Annotated in this window: 12 protein-coding genes; 8 read left to right on the forward strand and 4 right to left on the reverse strand. The window is 66.2% G+C overall.

From position 1 onward, the window contains the following. Positions 1-57: 57 nt before the first annotated feature. Positions 58-1827 carry a methyl-accepting chemotaxis protein gene (locus U1703_RS02515; protein ID WP_332784460.1) on the reverse strand — a complete coding sequence of 590 codons (1770 nt, stop codon included), beginning with the start codon at positions 1825-1827 and terminating at the stop codon, positions 58-60. 297 nt (positions 1828-2124) lie between these two features. Between U1703_RS02515 and recO the strand changes: the two genes are divergently transcribed. From recO to U1703_RS02530, 3 genes are read left to right on the forward strand one after another with little or no spacing between them, the layout of a single operon-like run. Further along, the gene (recO, locus tag U1703_RS02520; protein WP_332784461.1) at positions 2125-2856 is read left to right on the forward strand and encodes a DNA repair protein RecO; all 732 of its coding nucleotides are present in this window, start codon (positions 2125-2127) and stop codon (positions 2854-2856) included. Between the two features lie 54 nt (positions 2857-2910). Continuing rightward, entirely contained in the window at positions 2911-3954 is a 1044-nt protein-coding gene (gene leuB, locus U1703_RS02525; protein WP_332784462.1) for a 3-isopropylmalate dehydrogenase, read from the forward strand. 5 nt (positions 3955-3959) lie between these two features. Continuing rightward, the gene (locus U1703_RS02530) at positions 3960-5060 is read left to right on the forward strand and encodes a glycosyltransferase family 2 protein (protein WP_332784463.1); all 1101 of its coding nucleotides are present in this window, start codon (positions 3960-3962) and stop codon (positions 5058-5060) included. A 45-nt stretch (positions 5061-5105) separates the two neighbouring features. Here the strand turns inward: U1703_RS02530 and U1703_RS02535 are convergent, their stop codons facing one another. Next, positions 5106-6350, reverse strand: coding sequence for a phospholipid carrier-dependent glycosyltransferase (locus U1703_RS02535; protein WP_332784464.1), 1245 nt, complete (start codon positions 6348-6350; stop codon positions 5106-5108). Between the two features lie 188 nt (positions 6351-6538). Between U1703_RS02535 and U1703_RS02540 the strand changes: the two genes are divergently transcribed. Then, entirely contained in the window at positions 6539-7873 is a 1335-nt protein-coding gene (locus U1703_RS02540) for a methyl-accepting chemotaxis protein (protein WP_332784465.1), read from the forward strand. 176 nt (positions 7874-8049) lie between these two features. Continuing rightward, positions 8050-9909, forward strand: a complete 1860-nt coding sequence (locus U1703_RS02545; RefSeq protein WP_332784466.1) for a glycoside hydrolase family 35 protein — start codon at positions 8050-8052, stop codon at positions 9907-9909. A 141-nt stretch (positions 9910-10050) separates the two neighbouring features. On the opposite strand, the gene U1703_RS02550 is transcribed toward U1703_RS02545, so the two are convergent. Further along, positions 10051-10356 carry a hypothetical protein gene (locus U1703_RS02550; protein ID WP_320451812.1) on the reverse strand — a complete coding sequence of 102 codons (306 nt, stop codon included), beginning with the start codon at positions 10354-10356 and terminating at the stop codon, positions 10051-10053. Between the two features lie 137 nt (positions 10357-10493). On the opposite strand from U1703_RS02550, the gene U1703_RS02555 reads away from it, so the two are divergent. Genes U1703_RS02555 through U1703_RS02565 form a run of 3 tightly spaced genes read left to right on the forward strand, consistent with a single transcriptional unit; the run spans position 10494 to position 12885 of the window. Beyond that, positions 10494-11702, forward strand: coding sequence for a trans-sulfuration enzyme family protein (locus U1703_RS02555; protein WP_320451813.1), 1209 nt, complete (start codon positions 10494-10496; stop codon positions 11700-11702). Further along, positions 11699-12097 (forward strand): Co2+/Mg2+ efflux facilitator ApaG/CorD, encoded by a 399-nt coding sequence (gene apaG, locus U1703_RS02560; protein WP_320451814.1) that lies wholly within the window; start codon positions 11699-11701, stop codon positions 12095-12097. The genes U1703_RS02555 and apaG overlap by 4 nt, the downstream gene beginning before the upstream one ends. Then, positions 12094-12885, forward strand: coding sequence for a LysR family transcriptional regulator (locus U1703_RS02565; protein ID WP_320451815.1), 792 nt, complete (start codon positions 12094-12096; stop codon positions 12883-12885). Before apaG ends, U1703_RS02565 begins: the two co-directional genes overlap by 4 nt. 214 nt (positions 12886-13099) lie before the next feature. Here the strand turns inward: U1703_RS02565 and hslO are convergent, their stop codons facing one another. Next, positions 13100-14014, reverse strand: a complete 915-nt coding sequence (gene hslO / locus U1703_RS02570; RefSeq protein WP_332784467.1) for an Hsp33 family molecular chaperone HslO — start codon at positions 14012-14014, stop codon at positions 13100-13102. Between the last annotated feature and the right edge of the window lie 88 nt (positions 14015-14102).

Here is a 14102-nt window from a genome sequence, read left to right on the forward strand (position 1 = left end):
GGGTCCTCGTGTCGTCCAGCCCCAATGGTCATTTCGGGAAGGACCTGTGCAGGGAACTCATGCGGTGCCAGCCGTGATGTGAGCGTGGTTTTCGGCCGTCTTGCTGCCCAGGCGGAGAATTTGCAGGCGACTTTCGTCGATCAGGTCGCGAATTTCGCCCGCGGCTTCCCCGGCCTGATGGGCCAGGACGCGAACCTCGGCGGCAACGACCGCGAAACCACGTCCGGCGTCGGCCGCACGGGCGGCTTCCACCGAGGCGTTCAGGGCGAGCAGGTTGGTCATCCGGGCGATGTCGTCCAGTTTGCCGACGATGTCGGAAACGCGCGACAACATGGTCTGCATCGCGTCGGAGGTTTCGACCACGGTTCGGCGGCGCGGCGTCATATCGACCGCGCACATCAGGATCTTTTCCGGCTCTCCTCCAAGATTGTTGATGGCGGAGAACATGCCATCGAGCCACAACTCATCCTGACCAGAGCCGGGCCAGACGAACTCGCTTCGCACCTGTTCGCCTTTGACAATTCTCGCGATGGTCTCGGCGGGCAGCAGACGCGCCAGCGGCACCGGCGACCTGCCCTTGAAAAACGAGTTCAATGACTGGCACGCACCGTCCAGGCTCCATTCGACGATCGCGGTCGAGGCGCTGATCGCCGCCAGCGTCTCGTTGAATTGAAGCGAGCGGACCTTCGTTTCGGTGATGTTCGCCTGGATCGAGACGAACTTCTCGATTTTCCCCTTCGCATCGCGGATCGGATTGATGGCGAGCGATATCCAATAGGGTTCGCCAAGGCGGTTATAGTTCAGGATCTCTTCGTAGAACGGCTCACCGGCAGACAGGCATGTGCGAATCCGGTCCACCGTATCCGTGTCGGTATAGGCCCCCTGCAAGATGGATCCGGGATTCTTGCCCCGTACGTCGGCCAGGCGATAGCCGGTCATGCGTTCGAAGCCGTCATTGACATAGATGATACGCCGTTGCGCATCGGTGATGACGACCGAATTGTCGGTGTTGTTGGCGACAAGCGACAGCAGGTTGAACTTGCGCCGTTCCCTGACGCGTTCGGTAATGTCGGTCGCGTATTTGACCACTTTGAACGGGCGACCATCCGGGTCGAGGATGGGTGTGTAAGAGGCCTGCAGCCATAGCGGCTTCCCGTCGCGCGTGACCCGGCAAAACTCGCCCGCCATGCACGTGCCGGCCTGAAGCGATTTCCAGAAGCTGATATAGGCCGGGTCGTCCCGCTCTTCGGGGCGAACGAACATGCGATGATGACGGCCGACAATCTCTTCGAGGGGATAGCCGACCGCGTCGCAGAATATGGCGTTGGCGGACAGGATATGACCGTCCGGCGTAAAGCTGATGACGGCCTGGGTCAGGCCGATGGCCGCGATCTGCCCCGCATGATCGGCGCTGATCAGCTTGCTTTCCGTGATGTCGTTGGCAAACTTGATGATTTTGAACGGCTTGCCGTTCGCGTCCATGATGGGATTATAGGCGCCGTGGATCCATACCTCGCGGCCACCCTTTGCCAATCTCTTGAATTCCGCCGCGAAATATTCGCCGCGGTTCAGCCTTTGCCAGAATTCGCCGTATTTCGCACTGGCCGCTTCGGACGGTTCGAGAAACATGCGGTGGTGACGGCCAACGATCTCGTCCAACCGGTATCCCATGACCGCGAGGAAATTCTCGTTGGCGTCGAGAATCGTCCCATCCAGGCTGAACTCAATGACCGCCTGCGAACGCCGGATGGCGGAAATCTCAGGAACATCGACGACTTCGGCTGAGCCATCGTCCCGCTTTTTCGACCAACCGAACGGCATACGCATCCTCACACACACGGCACTGAACCTAATCCATGTGAAGATGCCCGATCGGGACTAATTATAATTTAACCGAGAGCGCTTTTGTCCCTTGCTGGCGGCAGGCTGTCGTCAAGATACTGTTTACATGCAGGTTATTTTTTTCGGCTGTCCGACCAGGATGCGCCCCTGGGCCGGTATCGGAAAATCCGTCGATCCCTTGCCTCCTTCACTTCTTCATGATGCCATTTGCCGCCGGATTTGCGGGGAGATGCCCAGGTGGGCGCATGGCATCGCGCTCCAATCCGCCCTACATCGTGCCCCATGCACCGTGTTGCCCCCGCCATCATCCTGTCGGTCCGGCCGCATGGCGAGCATGGGGCGATCGTGCGGGCGTTGACTCGTGAGGATGGCGTGCAGCCGGGCTATGTCCGGGGCGGGCGGTCGCGGGGGCTGCGGCCCATCCTGCAACCGGGTAACGGGATCGTCGGCGAGTGGCGGGCGCGGACCGCCGAGCAGCTCGCCGCGCTGACCATCGAGCCGGGGCACAGCCGCGCGGGGCTTCACGGCGAACCGCTGGCCGCCGCCGGGATCGAGTGGTTATGCGCGTTGACCGCCGCAACGCTACCGGAGGAGCAGCCTTATCCCGTACTGTACGACGCGCTCGACGCGGTGCTGACCGCGATCGAGTCGGCGCCTTCCGCGCGGGGTTGGGCCGGGGCATTGGTGCGGTACGAGCTGCTGCTGCTGGGGCAACTGGGCTTCGGCCTCGATCTCGACCGGTGCACCGTGACCGGCGCGACCACCGATCTGGCGTTCGTCAGCCCCAAGAGCGGGGCGGCGGTGTCGGCGGGGTCGGCGTTCGGATATGAGGCGCGGCTGTTCCCGCTTCCCGGCTTCTTGAGCGGGGGCGGGGCGGCCGACTGGCCCGATATCCTGGCCGCCGGGCGGATTACCGCGCATTTCCTGGCGCGTGATCTGTTGGTCGGATTGCGCAATGATCCGATGCCCGCGCGTGCGCGGCTTTTCGATCGGTTCAAAAGGGCGGTTGCGTGATGCCGGTCCGCTAAGGCAAAGGGCGCGTCGAAATCAGGTGAAAAGGGGCCAGCCATGGCATTGATCGCGATCCTCGCCGGTGACGGCATCGGCCCGGAAGTGACGACGGAAGCGCGGCGTGTGCTGGAGATGCTGGACCTGGGCCTGACCTTCGAGGAGGCCAAGGTCGGCGGGGCGGCCTATGAGGCGGCCGGGCATCCGTTGCCGCCCGAGACGCTGGCGGTGGCGGAGCGCGCCGACGCGCTGCTGTTCGGCGCGGTGGGCGATCCGCGTTTCGACAATCTGGAACGCGCGCATCGCCCGGAACAGGCGATCCTGGGCCTGCGCAAGGCGTTCGGGCTGTTCGCCAACCTGCGCCCCGCGCGCCTGTTCGAGGGGCTGGAGGATGCCAGCTCGCTGCGTCCCGACATCGCGCGGCGCATCGACATGGTGATCGTGCGCGAGCTGACCGGCGACGTCTATTTCGGGGCCAAGGGCCGCGGCACCACCGAGGCGGGCCTGCGCGAGGGCCATGACCTGATGCGCTATGACGAACAAGAAGTGGCCCGGATCGCCCGCGTCGGTTTCGAGACCGCGATGCGCCGCCGCCGCCGGTTGCTGTCGGTCGACAAGGCCAATGTGCTGGAAACCTCGCAGCTGTGGCGCGACGTGGTGGTCGAGGTGGCGAAGGACTATCCGGACGTCGCGCTCGAACATATGTATGTCGACAATTGCGCGATGCAGCTGGTGCGCGATCCGGGCCAGTTCGACGTGATCCTGACCGGCAATCTGTTCGGCGACATCCTGTCCGACCAGGCATCGATGTGTGCAGGGTCGATCGGGATGCTGCCCTCCGCCGCGCTGGGTGCGACCGGCAAGGGGCTGTACGAGCCGATTCATGGCTCGGCCCCCGACATTACGGGCCAGGGCAAGGCCAATCCCTGTGCGGCGATCCTGTCGTCGGCGATGATGCTGCGCCACTCGCTGGGTGAGCCTGAAGCCGCCGATCGCATCGACGCGGCGGTGGCGTGCGCGATCCGTGACGGCGCGCGGACCGGCGACCTGGGTGGCAGCCTGTCGACCCGCGCCATGGCCGACGCGATCCTCGAACGGCTCTGACACCGGTGAGCGCGCTCCTCGAACTTGCGGTCGTCATCCCGACCTTCAACGAGCGCGCCAATGTGCCCGTGCTCATCGCCAAGCTCGACCAAGCGCTGGTCGGGCGGCGGTGGGAGGCGATCTTCGTCGACGACAACAGCCCCGACGGCACGGCGGACGCCGCGCGCGAGCTGGGCAAGGTCGATCCTCGCGTCCGGGTGATCCAGCGCATCGGGCGGCGCGGGCTTTCCTCGGCCTGTATCGAGGGGATGTGCGCCACCGCCGCGCCGATGGTGGCGGTGATCGACGGCGATCTGCAGCATGACGAGACGCTGCTGCCGAAGATGCTCGACCGGTTGCAGGCGGAAGCCGATCTCGACATCGTCGTCGGTTCGCGCTTCGTCGATGGCGGCGGGACGGGCGACTGGGACCGTGACCGGGTGGCCAAGTCGGCCTTTGCGACCAGGCTGTCGCAGCGGGTGCTGAACGTGAACCTGTCCGACCCGATGAGCGGCTTCTTCATGGTCCGCACCGATGTGGCGCGGGCGACGGTGCCGCATCTGTCGGGCATCGGGTTCAAGATCCTGCTCGACATCATGAGCGCGTCGCCGCGCCCGCTTCGTGCCGCCGAAATGCCCTATGTCTTCCGCCTGCGGACCGAGGGCGAGTCGAAGCTCGATCACGTCGTGGCGATGGAATATCTGATCGCTCTGTACGATCGCCGGTTCGGCAAGGTCGTACCGGTGCGCTTCGCGATGTTCTCGGCGATCGGCGTGTTGGGCGTCGGCGTGCACATGGCGGTGCTCAGCCTGTTCTTCGTGGCGCTGGGCACCAGCTTCCTGGCCAGCCAGATCGTCGCGGTAACGGCGGCGATGACGTTCAACTTCTTCCTGAACAACGCGCTGACCTATCGCGATCGGCGTTTGACGGGTTTCCGGCCGCTGCTCGACGGCTGGGTGTCGTTCTGTCTGGTCTGTGCGGTCGGGGCGATCGCCAATGTCGGCGTCGCGGCCTTCCTGCACGATGCGCGGGCGAACGAATGGGCGGTATCGGCGCTGATCGGCGTGCTGGTCGGCGCGGTGTGGAATTATGCGCTGTCGTCGCGGTTCGTCTGGGGTCGGTACTGAGATAGAGATGAGGGCGGAGCGTGAGCGAGGCGCACGCCCCAACTCTCACCGCCAATCGCCAAACCACGTCCACCGCGCGAACGACCCCGGCCCCGCCAGCGCGCCTGCGGTCAGGATCGGATGGAAATAGACGAACAGGCATATCGCACCGACCAGATAGGCCTCGTCCCAATCGCGCAGCCTGGCCCGCCACCGGTCGATCGCCACGGCAAGCGCGACCGACAGCCAGATCGCGGGTAGGAAATAATAATAATAGAAACCCAGCGACTTGGGGATGATCGCCCACACCCCGAAGCCGCCGATCCACAAGCCCGCCGCCACGCCCAGCCGGATCTCGCGCGTGCGCAGCCACCCCAGCGCACAGGCCGCCACCGCGATCAGCCCGCCCCACATCACCGCCGGATTGCCGAGCAGGAAGATGCCGCGCTGCGCACCGTCGGCGACCTCATAGAAATACCAGATCGGCCGCCCGATCATCGGCCAGCTCCACCAGGTCGACTGATAGGTGTGCGGCGGCAGGATCTGGGTCTGCCGCGCATACATCTCCAGTTGAAAGGGCAACAGCCGCGCCCAGGTCATCGGTTCGTGCGCGTAGAAGAAGGCGGGGGCGAAGGTCGCCAGATACGCAGGCACCGCCACCAGGCCGAGCAGTCCCCATGCCGACCACCATCGCAGGCCCGGCCAGCGGCTGGCGTCGTCGCGCTTCATCAGGACGAAGCCGATCGCGGCATAGCCGAGATAGGGCACCGCCGCCCACTTCACCCCGACCGCCAGTCCCAGCAACAGCGCGCCGAGCGCCCATCGCCAGCGGCTCTGGGTGGCCGTCCCCCGCATCGCCCACGCCATGGCCGCGACCGCCAGCACGACGAACGCCGCCATGAACCCGTCGAGCATCGCGATGCGCGCCTGCACCAGGACCATGAAGTTGACGAGCGTCAGCAGCCCCGCGATCGCCGCGGTGCGCGTGCGGCGGGTCATCAGCCAGGCGATGGCGAACACGCCCCCGACGATCGCCGTGCCCGCCAGCGTCGACAGCGCCCGCCAGCCGAGCGGCGTATCGCCGAACATCATCATGCCCAGCGCGATCAGCGCCTTGCCGAGCAGCGGATGCTCGATATTCACCGGTCCGTCGAGCGCCAGCAGGGTATGTGCGGCGGGGACGTAATGCACCTCGTCGAACACCAGCTTGTGCGGGGTGGTCAACCGCCAGCAGAACAGCGCCTGCGCGGCGACCAGCAAAGCCAGCAGGGCCGGAATCGGGTGGCGAAACGGGGCGAGCAGGCGGCGCATGGCCCGGTCATGACCGGGCGGAGCGGGGGGCACAAACGGTTTTTCCGCAACGGGCCGATGCGACGGGGCGTGCCCCTAACCCATCCTTCAGACTTGGCGGTTACGCCCGCCGATCACGGATGAGGATGGCGCGCCGACGCGCCCTGGTGCCGGGCAAGCCCAGCCATGCAGATAGGCGGATCGATATCATGGGATTGTTTGGAAAGAAGCAGGCGAATGTCGCGGATCGACTGGCGATCGCGGTATTCGAAAAGTCGCCCGATGCCATGATGCTGCTTTCCGGCGGGTCGTTCATCGCGGGCAATGCCGCGGCGGAGCGGGTCTATGATCGTCCGATGCGAGAGGTGCTGGGCCACAGCCCGATCGAATTCTCCGCCCCCTGCCAGGCCGATGGCCGTTCCAGCGAGGAGCATGTCGGCGAGCGCGTCGAACAGGCATTGCGGGAGGGCTTTGCCCGGTTCGAATGGCTGAACATCGATCGTCGCGGCCAGATCGAGCGTTTCCTGGTCACGCTGATCCCGGCGCATGTCGTCACGCCGCAGGACGTGCTGGTCCTGATCCAAGACATGGGCGATACGATGGCGATGGTGAACCAGCTGGGCGACGGTCTGTCGCGCCTGGCCAATGGCGACCTGACGCGCCGGATCGACAAGCCCTTTCGCGACGATTACGAACCGCTGCGCCTGCACTTCAACGAGACCGCGCAGATGCTGGGCGACTCGATCCAGGCGATCGACGGCTCGTCGCGTCGGGTTCACAATGCCGCGCAGGAAATCGGCAAGGCGGCGGGTGACCTGTCGCGCCGGACCGAGCATCAGGCCGCTTCGCTGGAGGAAACCGCCGCTGCGATGCGCGAGGTGACCGGCGCGATCCAGGAAAGCGCCCAGATCAGCAATCGCGCCGCCCAGGTCGCGGCTTCGGCGCAAGAGAATGCCGCGCAGAGTGGCGTGGTCGTCCAGCGTGCGATCGACGCGATGGGCGGGATCGAGCGGACGTCGAACGAAATCTCCGCGATCATCGGCGTCATCGACGGCATCGCGTTCCAGACGAATCTGCTGGCGCTGAACGCCGGGGTCGAAGCGGCGCGGGCGGGGGACGCGGGCAAGGGCTTTGCCGTCGTCGCCTCCGAAGTCCGCGCGCTGGCGCAGCGCTCGGCCGATGCCGCCAAGGACGTGAAGAGCCGTATCGGCGCTTCCGACGCGCAGATCCGCGCCGGGGTGCAGGAAGTCGACGCCGCCGGATCGACGCTGCAACGCATTGCCGCGCAGGTGGGGGAAATGGCGACGCTGATCGGCGACATGGCCACCGCCTCCGAGCAGCAGGCCAGCAGCGCGTCGCAGATCACGATCGCGATCGGCGAACTCGATTCGGTGACCCAGCAGAACGCCGCGATGGTCGAGGAAGCCACCGCCGCCGTCCGAGAATTGGCAGGCGAGGCGGGCGTGATGAGCGATCAGGTCGGCCGCTTCCGCCTGTCCGGTCACTCCGGCGCGATGGCGCAGCCGATGTGGAAGGCGGCCTGACGAGGGGGAGGGAGGGCCGCCTCGTGGCCTGCCGACGATGACGGTCGGCACGGCAATCCCATTGGTCAGACAATTTGACGAACCCATTTCCCCGTGGCACCCATGGCAAAAGGGCAAGGGCGGGCAATGATCGTCAGACATCTCGTCCCGCCATGTCCGAATGACGGGAGAGTGACGTGACGCGAGCGGTTCGATCGATCTTGTGTGGAATTCTGGCGGCTTCGGCGCTGTCGCCGCTGTCGGCGCAAAGCCCGCTTGCCAATGACGGGCCGCCCCGGACCTTCTCGGTGCAGGGCAAGGGCTTCCTGCGCAATGGCCAGCCGCATCAGGTGATCTCGGGCGAGATGCACTATGTCCGCATCCCCCGTGCCTATTGGCGCGACCGGCTGCGCAAGGCCAAGGCGATGGGGCTGAACACCATCACCACCTATGCCTTCTGGAACGCGCATGAGCCGCGTCCCGGCACTTATGATTTCAGTGGCCAGAACGACATCGTCGCCTTCATCCGCGATGCGCAGGCCGAGGGGCTGGACGTGATCCTGCGCCCCGGCCCCTATGTCTGTGCCGAGTGGGAGTTGGGCGGCTATCCGTCCTGGCTGCTCAAGGATCGCAAGCTCGTCCTGCGCTCGACCGATCCCCAATATACCGCCGCGGTCGATCGCTGGCTGATGCGGCTGGGGCAGGAGGTCAAGCCGCTGCTGCTGAAGAATGGCGGGCCGATCGTCGCGGTGCAGTTGGAAAACGAATATGGCGCGTTCGGCGACGACCAGGCGTATTTGCGCGGACTCGAGGCGAGCTACAAGCGGGCCGGGTTCGCCGACGGCATCCTGTTCACCTCGAACCAGGGCGGCGACCTGGCCAAGGGCTCGCTGCCCAACCTGCCGTCGGTCGTGAATTTCGGTTCGGGCGGCGCGCAAAGCTCGGTCGCCAAGCTGGAGGCGTATCGCCCGGACGGCCTGCGCATGGTCGGCGAATATTGGGCGGGCTGGTTCGACAAATGGGGCGAGGAGCATCACGAGACGGACGGCAGGAAAGAGGCCGAGGAAATGGCCTATATGCTCAAGCGCGGCTATTCCATCTCGCTCTACATGGTGCATGGCGGCACCACTTTCGGCTGGATGAACGGCGCGGACTCGCACACCGGCAAGGACTATCATCCCGACACGACCAGCTATGACTATGACGCGCCGATCGATGAGGCGGGCAATCCACGCTACAAGTATAATTTGATCGCTGCCGCCATCGCCGATGTGACCGGCAAGCCCGCCGCACCCACGCCCGCGCCGACGGTGGCGACGACCTTCCCGGTATCGGCGGTACGGCGTAGCGCGTCGCTGTGGGACAATCTGCCGACGCCGGTGCGCGCGGCCGCGCCGATGACGTTCGAGGAACTCGACCAGAATTACGGCTATGTCCTCTACCGCGTGACCGTGCCGGCGGGCGCGGCCGGGCCGCTGACCCTGAAGGGCATGCACAGCTATGCGCAGGTCTATCTCGACAAGACGCTGGTCGGCACGCTTGACCGGCGGCTGGATCAGGAAACGGTCGATCTGCCCCCGCGCACCCGGCCGACAGTGGTCAACATCCTGGTCGAGAATACCGGCCGGGTGAATTATTCCCACGCGATCCGCACCGAGCAGACCGGGCTGACCGGGGCGGTGACGCTGGCGGGCGCGCCGTTGACCGATTGGCAGATGTTCCGCCTGCCGATGGACAATCTGGCCAGGCTGAAGCTGTCGGCGAGCCCGTGCACCGGGCCCTGCTTCTACGAGGCGGAGATGACGGTGGCCAAGCCTGACGACACCTATCTCGACATGCGCGGCGCGCATAAGGGGCAGTTGTGGCTGAACGACCATAATCTGGGTCGCTTCTGGGGGATCGGGCCGGTGCACACGCTCTACACGCCCGCGCCGTGGCTGAAGGCGGGCGCGAACCGCATCCTGTTCTTCGACCTGACCGGCGATGCCAGCGACAGGCTGACCACGGTCGCCAAGCCGATCTATGGCAAGGTCACCAACCACCGCGAGGCGCAGTAATTGGAAATCCTCCCTGGCACGGGGAGGGGGAGCGCTGCGAAGCAGTGGTGGAGGGGGCTTGCCGCCAAGGACATCCCATGAGGAAGCCCCCCTCCGTCAGCACTATGCGCTGCCACCTCCCCGTACCGGGGAGGATATATATCAGCGTACCGCCGCCGCCTGATTGTCGATAACGGCCTCGCGCTGCTCCGGGCTCATGGCGGCGGCGTTGACGTCGGCGGCCTTGATCGCGTCGGCACGGTCCTCGGCATAGTCGCGGGTCTTCTCGGCCTGCTTGTCGAGCATCTTGGCCTGGTTGCGCAGCGCATCCGCCTGGTCTTCCATGCCGTCGGCGCGGTTGTCGGCGGCCTTCTCGACATTTTCGGCCAGCTTGTCGGTCCCCTTGCCGCCACAGGCCGACAGCGACACCAGGCTGGCGGCCATCAGCAGGCCGATACGGATCTTCATGCATATTCTCCCTGTTCGGTTTGGATGCCGATAACCGGGCGTCACGTTGTTTCGTTCCGCCACGGTAACGGCTACACTTGGCCATCGGCGTCGGAATATCCTTGAACCCCGCCCCCCGGACCGGCAAATGAACGCGCATGAAGCGCAAGACTGGCCAGGACCGTTCGATCACTTCCCAATGGCGCCCCGCGACGCAGGCCGTGCGCGGCGGCACCGCGCGGTCGGAATATGGCGAAACCTCCGAAGCACTCTTCCTGACCTCGGGCTATTGCTACGACCGGGCGGGCGATGCGGCGGCGCGGTTCGCGGGCGAGCAGGAGGGGATGACCTATTCCCGCCTGCAGAACCCGACCGTCGAGATGCTGGAACAGCGCATCGCCCTGCTGGAGGGTGCCGAGGCGTGCCGCACCATGGCGTCGGGCATGGCGGCGATGACCGCGGTGCTGCTGTGCCAGTTGCAGGCGGGTGACCATCTGGTCGGCGGGCGTGCGGCGTTCGGATCGTGCCGCTGGCTGACCGACACGCTGCTCCCCAAGTTCGGCATCGCCACCACGGTCGTCGACGCCCGCGACCCGCAGGCGTTCCTGGACGCGGTGAAGCCCGAGACGAAGGTCTTCTTCTTCGAGACCCCCGCCAACCCGACCATGGACGTCGCCGACCTGGAGGCGATCTGCGCCATCGCGCGCGAGCGTGGCATCACCACCGTCGTCGACAACGCCTTTGCGACGCCTGCACTCCAGCGGCCGATGGATTTCGGCGCGGACGTGACCGCCTATTCCGCCACCAAGATGATGGACGGGCAGGGTCGCGTATTGGCGGGCGCGGTGTGCGGGACCGAGGATTTCATCAACAACACGCTGCTGCCCTTTACCCGCAACACCGGCCCGACGCTGTCCGCGTTCAACGCCTGGGTGGTGTTGAAGGGGCTGGAGACGCTGGACCTGCGTATCCATCGCCAGTCGGAATCGGCGCTGAAGGTCGCGACCTTCCTGGAGGGCCGCGTGCCGCGCGTCCTGTGCCCCGCGCTGCCCAGCCATCCGCAGCACGAACTCGCCATGCGCCAGATGAAGGCGGGCGGCAGCATCTTCGCGCTGGAACTGGATGGCGGCCGCGAACAGGCGCACGGCCTGCTCGACGCGCTGGAGCTGATCGATATCTCGAACAATATCGGCGACTCGCGCTCGCTGATGACGCATCCCGCCTCGACCACCCATGCCGGGGTCGCCGAGGAGAAGCGGATCGAGATGGGCATCGGCGAGGGGATGCTGCGCCTGAACATCGGACTGGAAGATCCCGACGACCTGATCGACGATCTCGACCAGGCCTTGCGCGTCGTGGGTCTGTGAAGGCGCTCTTTCCCCATGCGCTGACCAGCGGGCCGGTGACGATCCGCGTGTCGGTCAGCTATCTGCCCGAACAGTCCGAGCCGCAGCGCGGGCGCTGGTTCTGGGCCTATCATGTCCGCATCGAGAATGAGGGCGACCAGCCGGTCCAGTTGCTCACCCGCCGCTGGATCATCACCGATGGACGCGGCGCGCGCCATTCGGTCGAGGGCGAAGGCGTGGTCGGCGAGCAGCCGGTGATCCAGCCGGGCGCGTCCTACGACTATGTGTCGGGCTGTCCGCTGGCGACGACCAGCGGCGCGATGCAGGGCAGCTATCGCATGGTCGGCGCGGACGGCGTGACCTTCGACGCGGCCATCCCGCATTTCGCGCTGATCGCCCCGGCGGTGGAATCGTGAAGCGCACGCACCTGCCGCTCAACGGCCTGCGCGTGCTGGACGCCGCCGCGCGCCATCTGAGCTTCACGCGCGCCGCCGATGAGCTGGCGGTGACCCCGGCAGCGGTCGGGCAGCAGATTCGCGCGCTGGAGGATACGCTGGGCGTCGTCCTGTTCCGCCGCACGACGCGCGGGCTGGAGCTGACCCCGGAAGCGGAGGCGGGGCTTGCCCCCTTGCGCGCAGGCTTCCTGCAATTCGAGGATGCGGTGCGCGCCATGCAGGCGGGCCAGTCTTCCAAGTCGCTGACCATCGCTGCGCCACGCGACGTGACCGAGAAGTGGCTGATGCCGCGCCTGGCGGCGATCGCGGCGGGGGACCCCGATCTGCGCTTCTCGCTGATCGCATCGGACGAGGGGCTGGACTTTACCGAGGCCAATCTCGACCTTGCCATACGCTGGGGTGATGGCCCCGGCGGGTTGGAGGGTGAAGCGATCGAATCGGATGGCATGATCCCGATCGGCGCGCCCGGCGGTTCTGGCGACGCACCCCTGATCGCCTGGCCGGGCGCGCCGGAGGAGGGCGCCCCGCTGGTCCGCGTCACCGATGCGGGCCTGGCGATCGACGCGGTGGCCGCCGGACTGGGCCGCGCTATCGTGCCGCAACTGCTTGCCGAACGCGATCTGGCCGAGGGGCGGGTGGTCGCCACCGGTGAGGCGGTGCCGTCGCGCATGGGGTACTGGCTGGTCGCCCCGCTGCCGCAATGGCGCCAGCAAAAGGTCAAGGCGCTGGTCGAGGCGCTGGGCGGGTAGTCCATAATACATTGCGTACCCCGGCGCGGGCCGGGGCCCAGTTGCACAGCGGCTGGGGGTGCTGGCGTGCGCTACGTGACAGGCAAACACGATCAGCGGCGATGCCTGCTACGCGTAGAGCCGCCCCATCTCGAACATCCCGAACCTGGACCCCGGCCTTCGCCGGGGAACAGGAACCGGTCCAGTCCGCCCCGTACCGGGGAGTATCTTACGGTCAGGCCACCGGTTCGGCGTCGAAGGGCACCGGGAATTTCTTCGCGCAGAACGCACAGTCGATCTGGATCAGGCCATCGGCATCCGCCATCTCGCGCCGTTCGTCGATCGAGAACTTGGTGATCACGCTGGCGATATACTCGGCCGAGCAGCGGCACCCCCGCACGATGGCGGGCGATTCCGACACGCGGACATTCTGCTCCTCGTTAAACAGCCGCCACACCAGCGTCTCCAGCGGCAGTGCGGCGTCGGCCAGTTCCTCAACCTGCATCGTCTCGCCCAGCGCCTGGACATGCTCCCATTCGGGATGGTCGAGCTTGACGTGCAGCCGCTCGCGGCCTTCCTCGCCCTCGGGCAAATGCTGCAGGAACAGGCCGCCCGCGACCGTGCGACCGTCAGGCCCCTTGGCGATGCCGACGCGCAGCAGGCTGGGGATCTGTTCGGACTGGGTGAAATAGCTCTCGGCGGCGGCCGACAGCGTCTCGCCGTCCAGTGGCACGATGCCCTGATACCGCTCGCCCGTCACCGCCAAGTCGAAGGTGATCGCCAAATAGCCCTGGCCGAACAGCGCGAACAGCGTCGGTTCGGCAGGCAGCTCGGCCAGCCGGTCCTCGTCATACTGGATATAGCCGCGCAACTCGCCGCCGCGATAATCGCAGACCAGCAGCCGGATCACGCCGCTGTCGCTGCGCGTCTGGATCGTCAGCTGGCCGTTGGTATCCTTCAGCGTCGCGCCCATCAGCGCGGTCAGGGTCAGCGCCTCGGCCAGCAGCCGCTCGATCGCGGGCGGATAGGCATGCGACGTCAGGATCTCGTCCAGCACGGGCCCAAGCCGCACCATCCGTCCACGTGCATGTTGCTGCGGGATGGTGAACGCGATCGCGCGGTCGAGGTCGGGCAGGGTGATGTCGGTCATGGTCGTGCCTCTACGCACCGGAGAGCGTCCGGGCGATATGATGCCGGTGCGGCGGGAAAAGAGAAAAGGCCGACGAACCCGCCGGCCT

It is taken from the genome of Sphingomonas flavida, assembly GCF_036663655.1.
GTDB lineage: Bacteria > Pseudomonadota > Alphaproteobacteria > Sphingomonadales > Sphingomonadaceae > Sphingomonas.

Coding starts and splice junctions, on each gene's coding strand:
- recO (WP_332784461.1), top strand. CDS start 2,125: ATGCACCGTGTTGCCCCCGCCATCATCCTGTCGGTCCGGCCGCATGGC.
- U1703_RS02540 (WP_332784465.1), top strand. CDS start 6,539: ATGGGATTGTTTGGAAAGAAGCAGGCGAATGTCGCGGATCGACTGGCG.
- U1703_RS02515 (WP_332784460.1), bottom strand. CDS start 1,827: ATGCGTATGCCGTTCGGTTGGTCGAAAAAGCGGGACGATGGCTCAGCC.
- hslO (WP_332784467.1), bottom strand. CDS start 14,014: ATGACCGACATCACCCTGCCCGACCTCGACCGCGCGATCGCGTTCACC.
- U1703_RS02555 (WP_320451813.1), top strand. CDS start 10,494: ATGAAGCGCAAGACTGGCCAGGACCGTTCGATCACTTCCCAATGGCGC.
- U1703_RS02535 (WP_332784464.1), bottom strand. CDS start 6,350: ATGCGCCGCCTGCTCGCCCCGTTTCGCCACCCGATTCCGGCCCTGCTG.
- leuB (WP_332784462.1), top strand. CDS start 2,911: ATGGCATTGATCGCGATCCTCGCCGGTGACGGCATCGGCCCGGAAGTG.
- U1703_RS02550 (WP_320451812.1), bottom strand. CDS start 10,356: ATGAAGATCCGTATCGGCCTGCTGATGGCCGCCAGCCTGGTGTCGCTG.